This window comes from Inquilinus sp. Marseille-Q2685, from assembly GCF_916619195.1.
GTDB lineage: Bacteria > Pseudomonadota > Alphaproteobacteria > DSM-16000 > Inquilinaceae > Inquilinus.
Window position 1 is genome coordinate 43579 of the sequence record NZ_CAKAKL010000007.1, and the last position, 16351, is coordinate 59929.

18 protein-coding genes are annotated in these 16351 nt (G+C 71.6%); 4 read left to right on the plus strand and 14 right to left on the minus strand.

What is annotated here, in order from left to right; all coding sequences use genetic code 11:
* Positions 1-132 precede the first annotated feature (132 nt).
* On the minus strand, positions 133-1629 hold the full coding sequence (locus tag LG391_RS25935) for an FAD-binding oxidoreductase (RefSeq protein WP_225770951.1): 1497 nt from the start codon (positions 1627-1629) through the stop codon (positions 133-135).
* A 53-nt stretch (positions 1630-1682) separates the two neighbouring features.
* Entirely contained in the window at positions 1683-2069 is a 387-nt protein-coding gene (locus tag LG391_RS25940; RefSeq protein WP_225770952.1) for a tautomerase family protein, read from the minus strand.
* A 117-nt stretch (positions 2070-2186) separates the two neighbouring features.
* Here LG391_RS25940 and LG391_RS25945 point away from each other — a divergent pair, with 117 nt between their 5' ends.
* The 3 genes from LG391_RS25945 (at position 2187) to LG391_RS25955 (ending at position 4604) form a co-directional block, all read left to right on the plus strand.
* Positions 2187-3041 (plus strand): LysR family transcriptional regulator, encoded by an 855-nt coding sequence (locus tag LG391_RS25945; protein WP_225770953.1) that lies wholly within the window; start codon positions 2187-2189, stop codon positions 3039-3041.
* A gap of 134 nt (positions 3042-3175) precedes the next feature.
* Positions 3176-3844 carry a glutathione S-transferase family protein gene (locus LG391_RS25950; protein ID WP_225770954.1) on the plus strand — a complete coding sequence of 223 codons (669 nt, stop codon included), beginning with the start codon at positions 3176-3178 and terminating at the stop codon, positions 3842-3844.
* 184 nt (positions 3845-4028) lie between these two features.
* Positions 4029-4604, plus strand: coding sequence for a nitroreductase (locus LG391_RS25955; protein WP_225770955.1), 576 nt, complete (start codon positions 4029-4031; stop codon positions 4602-4604).
* 6 nt (positions 4605-4610) lie between these two features.
* Here the strand turns inward: LG391_RS25955 and LG391_RS25960 are convergent, their stop codons facing one another.
* Positions 4611-5537 carry a LysR family transcriptional regulator gene (locus LG391_RS25960; RefSeq protein WP_225770956.1) on the minus strand — a complete coding sequence of 309 codons (927 nt, stop codon included), beginning with the start codon at positions 5535-5537 and terminating at the stop codon, positions 4611-4613.
* Positions 5538-5654: 117 nt separating this feature from the next.
* On the opposite strand from LG391_RS25960, the gene LG391_RS25965 reads away from it, so the two are divergent.
* Positions 5655-6680 carry an aldo/keto reductase gene (locus LG391_RS25965; protein WP_225770957.1) on the plus strand — a complete coding sequence of 342 codons (1026 nt, stop codon included), beginning with the start codon at positions 5655-5657 and terminating at the stop codon, positions 6678-6680.
* 17 nt (positions 6681-6697) lie between these two features.
* On the opposite strand, the gene LG391_RS25970 is transcribed toward LG391_RS25965, so the two are convergent.
* The 11 genes from LG391_RS25970 to LG391_RS26020 all read right to left on the minus strand — a co-directional run bounded on the left by LG391_RS25970 (position 6698) and on the right by LG391_RS26020 (position 16336).
* Positions 6698-7798, minus strand: coding sequence for a flavodoxin family protein (locus LG391_RS25970; protein ID WP_225770958.1), 1101 nt, complete (start codon positions 7796-7798; stop codon positions 6698-6700).
* Complete coding sequence (locus LG391_RS25975; RefSeq protein WP_225770959.1) at positions 7795-10071, minus strand: xanthine dehydrogenase family protein molybdopterin-binding subunit; 2277 nt, start codon at positions 10069-10071, stop codon at positions 7795-7797. The genes LG391_RS25970 and LG391_RS25975 overlap by 4 nt, the downstream gene beginning before the upstream one ends.
* Position 10072: 1 nt before the next feature.
* Positions 10073-11059 (minus strand): xanthine dehydrogenase family protein subunit M, encoded by a 987-nt coding sequence (locus tag LG391_RS25980; RefSeq protein ID WP_225770960.1) that lies wholly within the window; start codon positions 11057-11059, stop codon positions 10073-10075.
* Position 11060: 1 nt separating this feature from the next.
* Positions 11061-11681, minus strand: a complete 621-nt coding sequence (locus tag LG391_RS25985) for a (2Fe-2S)-binding protein (protein WP_225770961.1) — start codon at positions 11679-11681, stop codon at positions 11061-11063.
* Positions 11682-11787: 106 nt separating this feature from the next.
* Complete coding sequence (locus LG391_RS25990) at positions 11788-12411, minus strand: glutathione S-transferase family protein (RefSeq protein ID WP_225770962.1); 624 nt, start codon at positions 12409-12411, stop codon at positions 11788-11790.
* 110 nt (positions 12412-12521) lie between these two features.
* The gene (gene pqqE, locus LG391_RS25995; RefSeq protein ID WP_225770963.1) at positions 12522-13649 is read right to left on the minus strand and encodes a pyrroloquinoline quinone biosynthesis protein PqqE; all 1128 of its coding nucleotides are present in this window, start codon (positions 13647-13649) and stop codon (positions 12522-12524) included.
* On the minus strand, positions 13646-13930 hold the full coding sequence (pqqD, locus tag LG391_RS26000; protein ID WP_225770964.1) for a pyrroloquinoline quinone biosynthesis peptide chaperone PqqD: 285 nt from the start codon (positions 13928-13930) through the stop codon (positions 13646-13648). Before pqqD ends, pqqE begins: the two co-directional genes overlap by 4 nt.
* The gene (gene pqqC / locus LG391_RS26005) at positions 13927-14664 is read right to left on the minus strand and encodes a pyrroloquinoline-quinone synthase PqqC (RefSeq protein ID WP_225770965.1); all 738 of its coding nucleotides are present in this window, start codon (positions 14662-14664) and stop codon (positions 13927-13929) included. Before pqqC ends, pqqD begins: the two co-directional genes overlap by 4 nt.
* Positions 14665-14674: 10 nt before the next feature.
* The gene (pqqB, locus tag LG391_RS26010) at positions 14675-15592 is read right to left on the minus strand and encodes a pyrroloquinoline quinone biosynthesis protein PqqB (protein WP_225770966.1); all 918 of its coding nucleotides are present in this window, start codon (positions 15590-15592) and stop codon (positions 14675-14677) included.
* Positions 15593-15652: 60 nt separating this feature from the next.
* Positions 15653-15733: a pyrroloquinoline quinone precursor peptide PqqA gene (gene pqqA, locus LG391_RS35080; RefSeq protein ID WP_034852526.1), complete on the minus strand. Its 81-nt coding sequence runs from the start codon at positions 15731-15733 to the stop codon at positions 15653-15655.
* Positions 15734-15898: 165 nt separating this feature from the next.
* Positions 15899-16336 carry a YidH family protein gene (locus LG391_RS26020; protein ID WP_225770967.1) on the minus strand — a complete coding sequence of 146 codons (438 nt, stop codon included), beginning with the start codon at positions 16334-16336 and terminating at the stop codon, positions 15899-15901.
* Positions 16337-16351 lie beyond the last annotated feature (15 nt).

The window sequence follows — 16351 nt, forward strand, 5'->3', positions numbered from 1 at the left end:
ACCAAAACTGTCATGCCCGGGCTTAACCCGGGCATCCAGAGATGTCGAGGCCACTCTGGGTGGCCCCTGGATTGCCGGGTCAAGCCCGGCAATGACAATGGGACGAAGAAGGGTCCGGCTCGGTCGTGACGCTCAGGTCGCGGCGTAGCGCTGGTACAGCCCGTTGCGGAACACGCCTTTCGGGTCGTGCCGGCGCTGTGCCGCCATCACCTCGTCCCAGGCGGGATAGGCGCGGCGCAGCTGCTCGCCGGTCGCGTGCAGCCGGTAGGGCAGGTAGTAGGTGCCGCCGGCATCGATCGCGGCATCGATCAGGCCGCGGGTCCTGCGCTGCATCCGTTCTTCCCCGGCGGCGGACTTCTCCTGCACGAACAGCATGACCAGGCCGAACACGTCCTCGCGGGCATAGGCCAGGGCCGTGCGGTCGTCGCGCCGCACGTCGCGCACCGTGACGTTCAGCAGGTTGCCCTCGTCGCGCCGGATGATCCGCCGGGCCGCCTGGGTGAAGTCCCACAGCCGGGCCCGGGGCACGAAGTATTCGTGCAGGATGTCGGTCGACCCGGCCTCGCGGTTGGCGAAGACCGAAGCCGGCTCGTTCAGCAGGCTGTTGCGGCTGGTCCGCTCCGCCAGCCACGGCCCGGCCTCGCGCTCCAGCCACCAGCGCAGCGCCTTGCCGGTGCCGCTGCCGGCGGCGTTGCGGAACACCAGCCGCTGCATCCCGCCATGGTCCAGGGCGGGCAGGGGCAGCACCGTGCCGCGCGTCTCCGGCACCGGCACGTACCAGCCCAGCACCGCCTCCTCGAACAGCCGGTCCGGATCGACCGACAGCCTTCCATAGGCCATCTCCACGGGCGATCCCGGCGCGGCGACCCGCTCGGCGAGGGCGGCGGCGTAGTCGCGGGTCGGCATGGTGGCGAAGTCCGGCACGTACATCGCGTTCGGCAGGATGGCGATCTCGGCCTCCAGGATCACCCCGAACAGCCCGTAGCCGCCCAGCGCCAGGCCGAAGATCTCGTCATCGGGGCCGCAATCGACCACCGTCCCGTCGGCGGTCAGCAGCCGCAGCCGGCGCACCGTGCCCGCGGCCGGCGGGCTGTTGGCGTGCCAGCCATGGGCGTTGACGCTCAGCGTGCCGCCGATGCTGAAGTCGTTGTTCGACTGCATCACGGCGGGGGAGAAGCCGGCCGCGTTCAGCGCCGGCACGACGTCGCGCCACAGCGCCCCGCCGCCCACCCGCATCACCCGCGCCTCGGCGTCGATCGTGAGGCCGTTCAGCGGCAGCGCGTCCAGCACCCAGCCGTCGCGCAGCAGGCTCTGCCCGCCCATCGAATGGCGGGCGCCGGAGACGGCCAGGCCCGGCTCCTCGCCGGCCGCGATCCGCCGCAGCAGCGGCGCCAGCCGCGTCGCCGCCGCGTCCGGATCCGCCTCGGCGAAGGCGACGCCGCGCACCGGCGTCGGGTTCAGGCCGCTGGCATCGTCCAGCAGCGTCCGCGGCGGGGCCGGCGGCGGCAGCCGGGCCGCGTCGGACAGGCGCTGCAGCCAGGCCCCGCCGATGCCTCCCAGCGTCGTCGCGGCCAGCGCCACGGCACCCGTCGCCAGCACGCGCCGGCGCGTCGATCCCCTCCTGGCCATGCTTCCCCCGCATCGTCCCCGCCGGCGATTGTATTACCGGCGGGGGTGCGGGATTATGGCAAGGCGTATTGCGCGATGCCGTTGCCGAACGACCAGTTCTCCTTCGCCACCTCGATCAGGCTGATGAACACGTCCTCCCGGCGCAGCCCGGGATTCTCGGCCAGCCGGTCGGCGAGGCGGCGGTACAGGGCCTGCTTCTGCTCGACGGTCCGGGTGTTGCTGACCGTGGCCTGGATGAACACGACGTCGCCGGTGCGGGCGATGCCGGGATAGCTCGGGTCGTAGTCGAAGCCGGCGTCGTCATGCTCGTGCACCAGGATGAAGCGGTCGTTCTCCGGCACATTGAAGGTCTCGCGCAGGGACAGGTAGACGGCGTCGCGGATGGCCTGGATGTGGCTGGCGGGCTTGCCCTTGCGCAGCGAGATCCGGACGAGGGGCATGATGGCGTCTCCGATGTCGGGCGGCGGGTGCCGCGGTGCCTCTCGGTGTAGCGCCGGCTTGATCATTTCGGAATGCACTCGATATCACTATCAATGATGATGATTTGAAATGATGGCATGATGCGCCCCCTCGACCTCGACGCCGTCCAGGCCTTCGTCCTGGTCGCCGACCATGGCAGCTTCACCCGCGCCGCCGATGCGCTCGGCGCCACCCAGTCCGGCATCAGCCTGCGGCTGAAGCGGCTGGAGGACCGGCTCGGCGCCCGGTTGGTCGAGCGCACGCCGCGGCTGGTGCGGCTGACGCCGCAGGGCGAGGCCTTCCTGCCGCGGGCGCGGCGGCTGCTGGAGGCGCAGGACGAGGCGGTCGCCGCGGTCTCGGCCCGGCCGCGGCGGCTGGTGCTGGGCATCAGCGACCATGTCGCGGGGCCGGAACTGCCGGGGTTGCTGGCCCGGGTGGCGGGGCAGGGGCCCGGCCTGGCGCTGGAGGTCCGTCTCGACTCGTCGCTGGATCTCCTCCGGGACTACGACGCCGGGTCGCTCGACGCTGTGATCGTCCGCCGCGACGCCGGCCGCCGCGACGGCGAGGTGCTGTTCCGCGACGAATTCGGCTGGTTCGCGTCGACCGGCTGGCATCATCGGTCGGGCGAGCCGCTGCCGCTCGTCACTCACAGGGAGCGCTGCGGCGTGCGGGTCGCGGCGCTGCGCGCGCTCGACGCCGCCGGCATGCCCTGGGTCGAGGTCTTCGTCGGCGGCGGCGGCGCGGCTGTCGCGGCGGCCGCCATGGCCGGGCTCGGCGTGTCGCCGCTGGCGCGCCGGACGGCGCCGCCCGGCACGGTCGATGTCGGGCCGCGGCTCGGCCTGCCGGCCCTGGCTGCGGGTGAGGTGATGCTGCATTCGCGCCTGTCCGACGCCCGGCTCGCCAGTGCCCTGCGCGGCCTCGCCGCCGCCTTCCGCCTGCCGGTGGCGGCGTGACTCGCGGTCGCAGCCAGACCAAAGGCTCGGGCCCGCCGGATAGTTCCCCGCCCCGGCGCGGGGGAGGCATGTGTCGCCGCAGCGCAACGCGGCCCTTACCGAAATACCGTGGCATCGGTTAGAGTTCGCGCGCCATGCGAACCCTCTATCACATCTGGCTCTCCGCCCAGTCCCGCATCGTCCGGCTGCTGCTGGCCGAGAAGGACCTGCATTGCGACATGAAGGTCGAGCGGGTCTGGGAGCGCCGCGAGGAGTTCCTCGCCCTCAACCCGACGGGCGAGGTGCCGCTGCTGATCGAGCCGGACGGCACGACGCTGACCGATGTCTGGGTCATCGTCGAGTATATGGAGGAGGTGCACCCCGAGGTGCCGCTGCTCGGCGACACCACCCTGGCGCGGGCCGAGACCCGGCGCCTGCTGGTCTGGTTCGACCAGAAGTTCGGCCGCGAGGTGACCGAGAACCTGGTCGGCGAGAAGTTCATGAAGCGGGTGATGCGCAGCGGCCAGCCCAGTTCCGACGCGATCCGCGCCGGCCGGCAGAACGTGCACTACCACCTGGAATACATCTCCTACCTGGCCGAGACCCGGCGCTGGCTGGCCGGCGACGAGTTCAGCCTGGCCGACATCGCCGCGGCCGCCCATCTCTCGGTGGTCGACTATCTCGGCGACGTGCCCTGGGACGCCCACCCCGAGGCGCGGCAATGGTATTCCCGCATCAAGTCCCGGCCCAGCTTCCGGCCGCTGCTGGACGACCACGTCCCCGGCATTCCGGCGCCGGCGCATTACCGCGACCTGGATTTCTGATACGAGGGCCCTTATCTTCGTTGTTGAGAGTGAATCTCAACAAATTGGACTCACAATGATCGTCATGGCGAGCCCCGAAGGGGCGTGGCCATCCAGCGGCTCGATGCTCGAGACAAGAGGCCCCTGGATCGCCGCGTCGCTTCGCTCCTCGTGATGACGGCAAGGGGTGCGAGAGATGGATGCCTTGGATCTTCTGCTGAAGCGCCGCTCGGTGCCGGCCCGCAACATGGTCGAGCCCGGGCCGGATGCGGCGGCGCTGGAGCGGATCCTGCGGGCCGGCACGCGGGTGCCCGATCACGGCAAGCTGGCGCCCTGGCGCATCCAGGTGCTGCGCAAGGACGGGCAGCGCCGGCTGGGCGAGGCGATGGCCGAGATCTTCGCCCGCGAGAACGCCGACGCCAACGAGGCGCAGATCGAGGCGATGCGGCAGAAGCCGGCCCTGGCGCCGCTGCTGCTGGTCGTCACCCACAAGCCCCAGCCCGGCAAGATCCCGGAGCTGGAGCAGATCCTGTCCGGCGGCGCGCTGTGCCAGAATATCCTGATGGCGGCGCACGCCCAGGGCTATTGCGGCAGCTGGAACACCGGCTGGCCGGCCTTCCACCCGCAGATCGTCGAGCTGCTGGGCCACGACCCGGCGACCGACAAGATCCTCGGCTTCATCTATCTCGGCACCGCGTCCGAGCCGATGGAGGACCGGCCGCGTCCGGATCTCGCCGACGTCGTCTCCGAATGGTCCGGCCCGCTGGTGCAGGTGGCCTGAGGCGCCTCACGCCGCCGCGGCGACGCGGTGCGAGTCCATCAGAAGCGCGAGGAATTCCCGTGCCGCGGGGTTGACCGGGCCGTCCCCGGCGCCGCGCTCGGCATGGGCGACGCCCAGCTCCCAGCAGATCTCGGGCGGGGCCAGCGTCGCCACCGCCAAGGGCGGCCGGTGCGGGTCGGCCGGATGGGCGGCGACGATCTCCTCCGGCACCAGGGCGATGCCGAGGCCGAGGGCGACGAGGTCCAGCGCGGTCGGCAGGTCGTTGACCTCGAAGCCGGTGCGGCGTTCCACCCGGATCCGGGCGAAGGCCTGGTCGACCAGCTGCCGCGTGCCCCAGTCGGTCTGGAAGTCGACGAAGGTCTCGCGGCCCAGCCGGCTCAGGGGTACGTTCTTGCGGCCCGCCAGCGGATGGTCGTGGCTGCAGGCGGCCACCAGCTCCTCGCAGGCCAGCATGGTGGCATGGACGTCGGGGGGCGGCGCCGGCTGCATCGGCACGAAGGCCAGGTCCACCCGGCTGTCGCGCAGCTTCTCGAACAGCCGGTCGGACCCGCCCTGGCACAGCCGGATCTCGACCCCCGGATGGGCGGCGTGGAAGCGGGCCAAGAGGGCCGGCAGGTCGACGAAGGGCGCCAGGCTGTGGGTGGTGCCGATCGCCAGACGGCCGCGGGCCAGCCCCTGCACCGCGGCGACGGCGTCGCGGGCGCCCTGCGCCGCGGCCAGCACCCGCCGCGCCTCCTCGGCCAGCACCCGGCCGGCGGCGGTCAGGTCCACCCGCCTCGTGCTGCGGATGAACAGGGGCGCGCCCAGCTCCTCCTCCAGCGCCCGGATCGAGGCCGACAGGCCGGACTGGACGATGTTCCCCCGCCGGGCGGCGCGGGTGAAATGCTGCTCCTCCGCCACCGCCAGGAAATGCTCCAGCTGCCTCAGATCCATGGTCTGCCCGATCGCGCCGATTGTTCTTCAATCATGCTGAATGTGATCTGAACATTCAATTGGAAAGCTGAATGTGATGTCCCCATCCTTGGTGCCGGACATGACGGGAGCAGACCGATGAGCGAAGGCCACACGCATCTGCCGACACGGCGTTTCGGCACCACCGACATGGCGATCACCCGGGTCGGCTTCGGCGCCTGGGCGATTGGCGGCGCCGGCTGGGCCGCGGCCTGGGGCGAGCAGGACGACGACGCCTCGGTGGCGGCGATCCGCCACGCCGCCGATGTCGGCATCAACTGGATCGACACGGCCGCCGTCTACGGCCTGGGCCATTCCGAGGAGATCGTCGGCCGCGCCCTGCGCGAGATACCGGCGGACAGGCGGCCCTATGTCTTCACCAAGGGCGGGCTGATCTGGGACGAATCGGCTCGCACCGCCCCGCCGAAGCGCGTCGGCGCCCCGGACAGCCTGCGGCGCGAGGTCGAGGCCTCGCTGCGCCGCCTCGGGGTCGAGCGGATCGACCTGTACCAGCTGCACTGGCCGGCCGAGGACGGCACCTCGATCGAGACCCTTTGGCAGACCTTCCTCGACCTGAAGAAGGAAGGGAAGGTGCGGGCGGTCGGCCTGTCCAACCACGATGTCGAGCTGCTGACCCGGGCGGAGGCGGTCGGCCATGTCGACACGCTGCAGCCGCCCTTCTCGGCCATCCGGCGCGACATCGCGGGGGCGGAGCTGCCCTGGTGCGCGAAGCACGACACCGGCGTCATCGTCTACAGCCCGATGCAGTCCGGCCTCTTGACCGGCGCCTTCACGGCGGAACGGGCGGCGGCGCTGCCGAAGGACGACTGGCGCTCGCGCTCGCCGCATTTCACCGGCGACGGCCTGGCCCGGAACCTGGCGCTGGCCGAGGCGCTGAAGCCGGTGGCGGCGCGCCACGGCACCTCCGTCGCCGCGGTGGCTGTGGCCTGGACCCTGGCCTGGCCGGCGGTCACCGCCGCCATCGTCGGCGCCCGCAGCCCGGAGCAGGTCGACGGCTGGCTCGACGCCGCCACGCTGGAGCTGACGCCGGAGGATGTCGACGAGATCGCCGCGGCGATCGAACGCACCGGCGCCGGCACCGGGCCGGTCAGGCCGACCCGCTGAGGCGCGTCGCGGCAGCCCTACTTCTGCCGCGGCTCCCGCAGCGTCGTGCCGGCGGCGACCTGGCGGCCGGCGCGGCTGGCCAGCACCGCCTCCAGCAAGGTCCGCGCGGCGTTCCGCACCTCCTCGCGGATCGCCGCATCGGCATCCAGCGCGGCGTGGCTGGTGGCGTAGGGCTCCCAGTAGCCGATGTAGCGGTCGACCTCCGCCAGCGGCCCGGCCGGGACGAGATGCATGTAGCTCAGCCAGTCGGACAGGCTGCGGCGCACGCCTTCGACGCCCTCGACATCGCCGTGCACCACTACGGCGAAGTGGCGGCCGGCGAGGTGCCGGGGATAGTCCCAGCCCGCCATCTCGATCTCCTTGGCCCGCTTGGCGTCCTTGCCCTGGGTCAGGGTCGGATCCGGGTTGCCGCCATCGGCGCAGACCAGCCGGTCCATCATCAGCTTCACCGGCGAGGAGACCTGGTACCAGTTCACCGGCGTCACGATCATGACCCCGTGCGCCGCGACCCAGAGCGGATAGATCTCGTTCATCCAGTCCTGCACCTGGCCCAGCGAATGGTTCGGGTAGCAGGAGCAGGGCCAGTGGCAGAGGGCGGGCGCGGTCGAGAAGCAGGCCTTGCAGGGATGGATGTGCCGTCCGTACTCCGAGGCCAGCCGGCTGAGGTCGAGCAGATCGGTCTCGACCCCCGCGGCGGCGGCGAAGACCTCTCGGGCCGTCTCCATCAGCCGATAGCTTTTCGAGATCTCGCCCGGGCAGGTGTGCTCGCTGCGCGAGGACCCGCTGATCAGCAGGATCCGGGCGGGGAGGGCAGGATCGGCATGCTGGTGCTCCGCGTCCCGGATCGCCTCCCGCGCCGCGATCCAGTCGACCGACAGGTCGTAGTCGGGATCGGCGAAGCCCGGCCCGGCCTTCCGCGTCCGCGGGCTCTTCCGCGAATGGCTGTAGGCATCCCACGCCGCGGCGGCGATCCGGCCGACCTCCTCCTGCAGGGGATCGAAGGCGGGATCCTGGAACTGGCCGAGGAAGCGCCGCCGAAACTCCTCCTCGCTCAGGCCGGGGCTCGGGGAGCCCGTGCGCGGCTCCAGGTCGGGCGGGCCGGATCCGTCGCCGGTCACGCCAGCAGGTCCTCGATCCGGATCGGCAGGCTCCTGATCCGCTTGCCGGTCGCGTGGTATACGGCGTTGGCGACGGCGGCCGCGGTGCCGACATTGCCCAACTCGCCCAGCCCCTTGATGCCGGCGGTATTGACCCTGTCGTCCCGCTCGGGGACCAGGATGACGTCGACCTCGCCGATATCGGCGTTCACCGGGATCAGGTATTCGGCGATGTCGGTGTTGACGAAGCGGGCGCTGCGCTCGTCGATCTCGGTCTTCTCGTGCAGGGCCGAGCCGACGCCCCAGATCATCCCGCCCATCAGCTGGCTGCGGGCGGTGCGCGGGTTCATGATCCGCCCGGCGGCGAAGGCGCCGACCATGCGCGGCACCCGGATCTCGCGGGTGCGGGCATGGATCCGGATCTCGACGAACTCGGCCCCGAAGGCATAGCGGATGAAGTCCTCGCCCTTCGGGCCGCCGGCCAGCGCGTTGGCGCCGCGGTACAGCTTGTCGATCGAGCCGGGCGGCAGGCCCTTGGGTACGGACTCGGCGTATTCCTCGATCGCCCCGGCGCCGATCCGGCCAAACGCCGCGTGCAGCTCCTCGGCCTGCCCGTCCGGGCCGACCAGCCGGCCGTCGCGCAGGTCGTAGCCCGACAGATCGTTGTCCCGGCCCGCCTTGGCGCGGAACAGGGTCTCGCGGATCGCATCGCAGGCCTTGATCACCGCCGTGCAGACGCTCGCGGTCATGTTCGACCCGCCGGCGACCGGGGCGGGCGGCAGCGCCGTGTCGCCCAGCACCACCTCGACCCGGTCGAGCGGCAGGCCCAGCCGCTCCGCCGCCGCCTGCCCGATCACGGTGTAGGCCCCGGTGCCGAGGTCGTGGGCGGCCGTCGCCACCTGGACCCGGCCGTCGCCCAGCAGCCGGACGCGGGCCGAGGCGGCGGCGATCAGGCTCGGATAGCAGGCGGTGGCGCAGCCCCAGCCGACCAGCCAGTCGCCGTCGCGCATCGATCCGGGCCGCGGGTCGCGCCGGGCCCAGCCGAAAGTCGCGGCGGCGGTGTCGTAGCAGGGCATCAGGGACCGGCTGCTGTAGGGCACGTTCTTGATCGGCTCGGCCACTGTGTCATTGACGCGCCGCAGCTCCACCGGATCCATGTCCAGCTTCACCGCCAGCTCGTCCATCGCGCTCTCCAGCGCGTACATGTAGGGCACCTCGGCCGGGGCGCGCATGAAGCCGGGCGTGCCGCGGTCGGCGTGGACGACGTGGACCTTGGAGCGGACGTTCGGCGCGGCGTACATCCGCGTCGTCGTATCGGTGCCGGCGACCATGTAGGAATCGGGCCGGGAGGTGACCTCCCACCCCTCGTGGTCGAGCGCGACCAGACGGCCGTCCTTGCCGGCGGCGAGCTTCACCCGGTGCCGGGTCTCGGCCCGGTAGCTGGTGGTGGTGAAGCCCTGGGTGCGGCTGGTCGTCAGCTTCACCGGCCGGCCGACCCGGCGGGCGGCGATCGCCGTCAGGGCGGTGCGCGGCGTGACCGAGGCCTTCGACCCGAAGGCGCCGCCGACGAAGGGGCTGACCACCTGGACGTTCTCCGGGTCGAGGCCGAGCTGCTGCGCCACGCCGTGCTTCAGGCCATAGACGATCTGGCTCGGCTCGTGGATCGTCAGCCGCACCCCATCCCAGGCGCAGGTGGTGGTGAACAGCTCGATCGGGTTGTGATGCTCGATCGGCGTCGCATATTCGGCCTCGACCGTCGCGGCGGCGCTCCTCGCGGCCGCATCCACGTCGCCGACCGCGGGGTCCTCATGCGACTCGCTGGCCTCGGCCGCGGCGACCGTGTCGACGCCCGGCGCGTCGAAGCCCCAGCTCGGCGCCGGGTCGGCGCGGTACTGCAGCCGCACCCTGTGCGCCGCATCCCGTGCGGCCTCGAAGGTCTCGGCGGTGACCATGGCCACGATCTGGCCGTCATGCCAGATCCGGGCGCTGTCGAGCGGGCGGATCGTGGTCGAGGCATAGCCGCCGGCGGTGAAATGCTTCATCGGCGCGACCTGGCCGTGCGCGTCGCGCCAGGTGAGGATGTCGAGCACGCCGGGCACGGCCTTCGCGTCCTCCAGCTCGATGCCGGCGATCTCGCCCTTGGCCACCGCGCTGGTGACCAGCACGGCATAGGCCGGGTTCTGCACCGGGGCGTCGGACGGGTAGCGCGCCTCGCCGGTCACCTTGCGGCGGCCGTCGATTCGCGGCTCGGGGCGGCCCATATTGGGGCCGGGCTCGGGGGCGGCTCTCACCATGTCACGCCTCCATCCTTGCGGTCTGCAGCAAGGCGCGCACCAGCGTGCGGCGCCCGAGTTCCACCTTGAACGCGTTGTGCCGCTGCGGCCGGGCCGAGGCGAAGGCCGCCTGCGCCGCCGCTTCGGCCGCATCCTCGTCGAGCGGCTTGCCCTTCAGCGCCGCCTCGGCGGCGCGGGCCCGCCACGGCACCGTCGCCACCCCGCCCAGCGCGATCCGGGCCTCGCGCACCGTCCCGTCGGCGATGTCGAGCGCCACGGCGGCGGAGGCGAGCGCGAAGGCGAAGGATTCCCGGTCCCGGATCTTCAGGTAGAGGGACCTGCGGGTCCACGGGCCGCCGGGCACGTCGATCGCGGTGATGACCTCGCCGGGGCCGAGCCGGGTCTCGCGATGCGGCTCGCCGTCCGGCAGGCGGTGCAATTCGGAGACCGGCATGGTGCGGGCGCCGTCCGGCCCGACGATGTCGAGCGTCGCGTCCAGCGCGATCAGCGCCTGTGCGAAGTCCCCGGGATAGGTCGCGATGCAGGCGTCGCTGGTGCCCAGCACCGCATGCTGGCGGTTGACGCCCTGGATCGCGGCGCAACCCGATCCGGGCGCGCGCTTGTTGCATTCGGCCCAGGAAGTGTCGCGGAAATAGGGGCAGCGGGTGCGCTGCAGCAGGTTGCCTCCCAGCGTCGCCATGTTGCGCAGCTGCTGGCTGGCGGCGAGGTCGAGCGACTGCGCCACAACCGGATAGTCCCGCCGGATGTCCTCGTCCGCGGCGACATCCGCCATCCGGGCCGTGGCGCCGAGACGCAGGCCCCGCGCCGTGCTCTCGATCCGGTTCTCGCCGATGCCGGTGATGTCGATCAGCCGCTCCGGCCGCATCACGTCGAGCTTCATCAGGTCCAGCAGCGTGGTGCCGCCGGCGATGAACTGCGCGGCGTGTCCGGCGGCGGCACGGACCGCCTCCTGCGCCGAGGCGGCACGGTCGTAGTCGAAGGGGCGCATCTCAGCCCTCCATCTGGGGCTTGGCCTGAAGGACGGCGGCGACGATGTTCGGATAGGCGGCGCAGCGGCACAGATTGCCGCTCATGTATTCGCGGATCTCGGCCTCGCTGCCGGCATGTCCCTCCTCGACACAGGCGACGGCGGACATGATCTGCCCGGGCGTACAGTAGCCGCACTGGAAGGCGTCGTGGTCGATGAAGGCCTGCTGCATCGGATGCAGGGCCCCGTCGGGCGCCAGCCCTTCGATCGTGGTGACCTCGTGCTCCTCCGCCATGACGGCGAGGACGAAGCAGGACAGCACACGCCTTCCGTCCAGCAGCACGGTGCAGGCTCCGCACTGCCCGTGATCGCAGCCCTTCTTCGAGCCGGTCAGGCCGACATGCTCGCGCAGGGCGTCGAGCAGGGTGGTCCGGCCGTCGAGGGCAAGGCTGTGGTCCTGGCCGTTGATCCTGAGCGTCACCGGCACCAGCCGGCCGCCATCCCGCGAGGCCGTGCGCTCGGCTCTCTCGGCGAGCGCCGGGCCGGGACCGGCGAGCGGGAAGGCCGCGGTGGCGGCGGTGATGCCCAGGAAGGCGCGGCGCTTGACGTCGGGCAGGCTGGCGGGCTGGCTGTCTGCTTGCATCGCCTGGCTCCAGATTGTGTCGGGGACCGCGGCCGCCGTGGCGGCGCGGCCTTTATCGACGACAATGAGCCCGCGGCAGCCCCGGTTCCGGAAGCCCGCCCGCCGGTCAGGTCTCGACCGCCAGCCCGGCGAACGGGTCGCGCCAGGCGTCGATCCGGTTCAGCCGGTCGTGCCAGCGCATGATATGGGCGTACTGCGTCACCGGGATCCCGGCGCGCTCGGCGAAGGGCAGGGCGGTCGCCACCCGGAAGTCGGCATAGGTCGGGCGGTCGCCGACCAGCCAGGTGCGGCCGGCCAGGATCTCGTCGAGCACGGGGCTGCAGACGGCCAGATCCTCGGCGGCGTCGTCCAGAGCCTTCTGGTTGGCGGGCCGCGACATGAATTGCGGCCGGATCAGGTTCTCGAAATAGAACACGTCGCCGGCCCGGGTGAAGTGATGGGGGCCCCAGCTGACCCAGCGCAGCATCTCGACCATGCGCTCGTCGGTCGGCCAGAACTCGCCGCCGGCCAGGGTCGACAGCCGGTAGGCGATGGCGTCGGTCTCCCACAGCGGGGCACGGCCCTCCTCGACCAGGATCGGCACCCGGGTGTTCGGGTTCAGCGGCCGGAACTCCTCCCGGTAGCGCGGGTCCATCGGGCGGGCGCGGACGAACTCGACCGGCGAGCCGAGATATTTCGCCACCGCCACGGCGACGCGCGGGTTGAGGTTCGGAGAATAATAGAGCTTCACGGCGCTGCCTCCTGTCCGGCACGGGTCGCGGGTTGATCACCTCGCAGCCATGGTCGTGGCGGAGTGGACGGAATCGACAGTACCAGATCGAAATATCGACTTGCGGGCGATCACCCCCGTGACGCCGGCTCCACGGGGCTGCGCATGCGCCGGTAGACGAAGTCGGGCGGCGCCTCGCTGTGCGCCGCGGTCTCGGCCAGCCCCAGCATGGCGTCGTGGAAGGGCGACAGCACGCAGGCCGGGTCGGTCGCGTCGGCCTGGCCGGTCAACGCCAGGGCCTGGCAGCGGCAGCCGCCCCAGTCGACCTCGCGCTGCGAACAGCTGCGGCACGGCTCCGGCATCCAGGCGGTGCCGCGGAAGCGCTGGAACGCGTCCGACGCCGCCCAGATCCGGGCCAGCGGCTGGTCGCGCACCGATTCGAAGCCGAGGCCGGGAATGGTCTCGGCGGCATGGCAGGGCAGCACCTTGCCCGACGGCGTGATGTTCAGGAAGCGCCGGCCCCAGCCGCCCATGCAGGCCTTGGGTCGCCGGGCGTAGTAGTCCGGCACGACATAGTCGATCACCAGGGCGCCGCGCAGCCGCTCCCGCGCCGCCTCGACCACGGCGCTGGCCCGGTCCAGCTGCTCCCGGCTCGGCATCAGCGCGTCGCGGTTGTGCAGGGCCCAGCCATAGTACTGGACATGGGCGACCTCGATCCGCGCGGCGCCGATCTCGACCGCCAGCTCGATCATCTCGCCCAGCCGGTCGAGATTCTGCCGGTGGACGACCGCGTTCAGGGTCAGCGGCAGGCCTTCCTCCCGCACCCAGCCGGCGAAGGCCAGCTTCTTCGGCTGCGCCCCGGGATAATGGCCGATGCGCTCCGCCGACTGCGCTTCGGTGTCCTGGATGCTCAGCTGGGCATGGTCCAGCCCGGCCTCGACCAGGCCGTGGAAGCGGTCGCGGTCGATGGCGACGCCGGAGGTGATCAGGTTGCTGTAGAGGCCGGCCTCCCGGGCGCCGCGGACGAGATCCTCCAGGTCGCGCCGCACGGTCGGCTCGCCGCCGGAGAAATGCACCTGCAGGATGCCGAGATCCGCCGCCTCCCGGATCACCCGCAGCCACTCCTCGGTCGACAGCTCGTCGCGCGCCCGGTCCATCTCCAGCGGGTTGGAGCAGTAGGGGCATTGCAGCGGGCAGCGATGCGTCAGCTCCAGGAGCGCGGCGAGAGGTGGCTCGAGGCGGGGGGCGATGTGGTTCATGGCAACATGACCCGCTTGGTCAGGAGGTCGTCCAGCAGCCGGGCGACATCGGCTTCGACCTCGTCCGGATCGGCCTCGAATTGTTCGACCAGGTCGGTGACGACATCGCCGAAGGTATGGGTGCCATCGAAGCGCCGGACGATCTCGTAGGCGATCTCGTCCAGCAGGATCACCCGCTCCGGCGCCAGCAGCACCCAGCTCTGCCGCGCCTCGTCCCAGCGCAGCCGCGATCCCGGCGCCAGCCGCGGGCGAGGGAAGTCGTCTTCGGTCGCCGTCGTCACCGCCGCCCCTCGGGCACGAAGGCGCCGGGCGGGATGTTGCCGGGCTCGACATAGGCGTGGTGCAGCGCGTCCAGCTGGGCCCACAGCACGTCGCATTTGAAGATCAGCGCGTTCATCACGTCCTGCTGCTGGTCCGGCCGCCGCGCCTCGCGCTTGACGTAGTCGAGGGCGAAATCGGCGTCGCGCGGCGCCTGGGTCAGGCGCTTGTCGAAATAGGCCAGGGCCTCGCGCGACACGAAGTCGTAATTCGCCAGCATGCCGGCGACGCGGTTGCCGATGATGGTCGGCGCGAACAGCTCGGTCAGGGAGGAGGCGATGGCCTCCAGCAGCGTGCGCTCGCGCACGAAGCGGACATAGGCGTCGACCGCGAAGCGGGTGGCCGGCAGGATGCCGCGGCCGTCGATCACCTGGGCGCGGTCCAGCCCCAACGCATCGGTCAGGTGCAGCCAGCGGGCGATGCCGCCTTCGCCCTCCTGCTCGCCGTCATGGTCGACCACGCGCTGGCGCCAGGCGCGGCGCAGCGCCGGATCCTCGACACGCGACATCAGGGCGGAATCCTTCAGCGGGATACGGCTCTGGTAGTAGTAGCGGTTCAGCGCCCAGGCCTGCACCTGCCCTCGGTCCAGCTTGCCGCCGTGCAGCAGGGCGTGGAAGGGATGGCGGTCGTGGTACCGCTCGCGCCCGATCGCGCGCAGCGCCGCCTCAAGCCGGTCGGGGGTCATGAGCTCGGTCATCGGCGCATCCTCACAGGGCGATCTCCATGCCGTCCTCCGCCACCTCCCAGCCGGCTTCGGCCAGGGCGGCGCGCTCGGGCGAGTCCTCGATCAGGACGGGGTTGGTGGTGTTCACATGGATCAGGATCCGGCGCCGGGCGTCGAGATCGGCGAAGGCCGCGATCGTGCCGTCCGGGCCGTCGATGCTCATATGGCCCATCCGTCGGCCGGTCTTGGCGCCGACGCCGGTCGTGATCAGCTCGTCGTCGCGCCACAGCGTGCCGTCGAAGAACACCAGCGGCGATCCCTGCAGCCGGGCCCGCAGCTGCGGCGTCATCGCGGCGCAGCCGGGGATGTAGTGGAACCGCGCGCCGTCGGCGGCGATCTCCAGCCCCAGCGTCTCGTCCGGCGCGCCGGACAGGTCGTCGCCGGCCTGGCCCTCGAGGTACAGCGGCACCTTGCCCGGGACCGGAAAGGCGGTGATGGTCAGGCCCAGCCCGCCGCCGGGGCCGGCGATCGGGAAGGGGCCGTTCGGCACCACGGCGTGGCGCTCGACGGAACGGGGGCTCAGCGCGTCGAAGATCGGATTCGCGGCCAGGGCGGCCAGCACCGGCGGCGCCGCCCACAGGGCGAAGGGCTGGGATTCGCGCATCGACAGCAACCCGGCGACGTGATCGATCTCGCCGCTGGTCAGGATCACCGCCGCGATCGGGGAATGGCGCAGCCCCTGCTGCGGCCACAGCGCCGGCGTCGCCGCCACCTGCTGCCGGAAATCGGGGGAAGCGTTCAGCAACAGCCAACGCTCGCCGTCCGCACTGACGGCGAGGGAAGCCTGGGTGCGCGGTTTGGCGCGCAGACTGCCTGTTCGCACCCCCCGGCTGGTGGGCGCGTTGCAGTTCCATTGGGGAAAACCTCCGCCGGCGGCGGAACCGAGGACGACGATGCGCATGGTCTCAGCCCCGCTTTCGGCAGCCTCGCCGGATCCGCCGCATGGCGGAGGTTGGTCGACTTACACGGTCGCGCAGGCGTAGGCGTTGATCTCGCAGCCCACGGAGATTTCGCGGATCTTCGGTGTCTTCCAGCGCTTCATGAGGCTCCTCCAGTCAGGGCAAGCTCTCCCGGGATGACGCCTCGACCCGGACCTTGGTTCCGGGCCGCGAGCATCATGAGCATGATGCGCCTTCCACGCGTCAGGGGAATACTACTTTGGAGCCATGTCCGGCGTTTCTTGTCGCACCGGCGCGGGCCGGCACACTCAGCCCGTCACCGGGCCGAGCCAGACGCCGATCATGGCGGCGACGCTGACCAGGGCCAGGAAGCCGTTGACGGCGATCAGCAGGGCCGCGGGCAGGCGCTGCACGTCCGGCCGCGGCGGCGGCACTCCCGGCGACAGGTTGCGCCAGACCGCGGCGGCGAAGCAGAAGGCGCTGAACAGCACCAGCAGCATGCCGGTGCCGAAGATCATCCACTCCGCCACCAGGCCTTCCAGCAGCTTGCGGCTGCCGATGCCGGCGGCCAGCGCGCCGAGGCCGAGCTGGGTCCAGGAGGCGTAGGTCCGTTCCGCCGCCAGCACCGTCCTCGTCGCCGCCAGTTCGGTCCGGCGGTCTGCCGAATCCGCCATGTCCACCGTCATCGTGGTGCGCTGGGCGGCCATGCGCGTCCGCCGCGCCTCCTCTCTGCTGCTGTCCGCCATCGGGATCTCCGGCAA

What these genes read in the sequence shown, in the direction of transcription:
- pqqE (WP_225770963.1), bottom strand. Translation starts at nt 13,649, where the DNA reads ATGAACCACATCGCCCCCCGCCTCGAGCCACCTCTCGCCGCGCTCCTG.
- LG391_RS25985 (WP_225770961.1), bottom strand. Translation starts at nt 11,681, where the DNA reads ATGCAAGCAGACAGCCAGCCCGCCAGCCTGCCCGACGTCAAGCGCCGC.
- LG391_RS25980 (WP_225770960.1), bottom strand. Translation starts at nt 11,059, where the DNA reads ATGCGCCCCTTCGACTACGACCGTGCCGCCTCGGCGCAGGAGGCGGTC.
- LG391_RS25940 (WP_225770952.1), bottom strand. Translation starts at nt 2,069, where the DNA reads ATGCCCCTCGTCCGGATCTCGCTGCGCAAGGGCAAGCCCGCCAGCCAC.
- pqqA (WP_034852526.1), bottom strand. Translation starts at nt 15,733, where the DNA reads ATGAAGCGCTGGAAGACACCGAAGATCCGCGAAATCTCCGTGGGCTGC.
- LG391_RS25960 (WP_225770956.1), bottom strand. Translation starts at nt 5,537, where the DNA reads ATGGATCTGAGGCAGCTGGAGCATTTCCTGGCGGTGGCGGAGGAGCAG.
- LG391_RS25935 (WP_225770951.1), bottom strand. Translation starts at nt 1,629, where the DNA reads ATGGCCAGGAGGGGATCGACGCGCCGGCGCGTGCTGGCGACGGGTGCC.
- LG391_RS25950 (WP_225770954.1), top strand. Translation starts at nt 3,176, where the DNA reads ATGCGAACCCTCTATCACATCTGGCTCTCCGCCCAGTCCCGCATCGTC.
- pqqB (WP_225770966.1), bottom strand. Translation starts at nt 15,592, where the DNA reads ATGCGCATCGTCGTCCTCGGTTCCGCCGCCGGCGGAGGTTTTCCCCAA.
- LG391_RS26020 (WP_225770967.1), bottom strand. Translation starts at nt 16,336, where the DNA reads ATGGCGGACAGCAGCAGAGAGGAGGCGCGGCGGACGCGCATGGCCGCC.
- LG391_RS25945 (WP_225770953.1), top strand. Translation starts at nt 2,187, where the DNA reads ATGATGCGCCCCCTCGACCTCGACGCCGTCCAGGCCTTCGTCCTGGTC.
- pqqC (WP_225770965.1), bottom strand. Translation starts at nt 14,664, where the DNA reads ATGACCGAGCTCATGACCCCCGACCGGCTTGAGGCGGCGCTGCGCGCG.
- LG391_RS25975 (WP_225770959.1), bottom strand. Translation starts at nt 10,071, where the DNA reads ATGGTGAGAGCCGCCCCCGAGCCCGGCCCCAATATGGGCCGCCCCGAG.
- LG391_RS25965 (WP_225770957.1), top strand. Translation starts at nt 5,655, where the DNA reads ATGAGCGAAGGCCACACGCATCTGCCGACACGGCGTTTCGGCACCACC.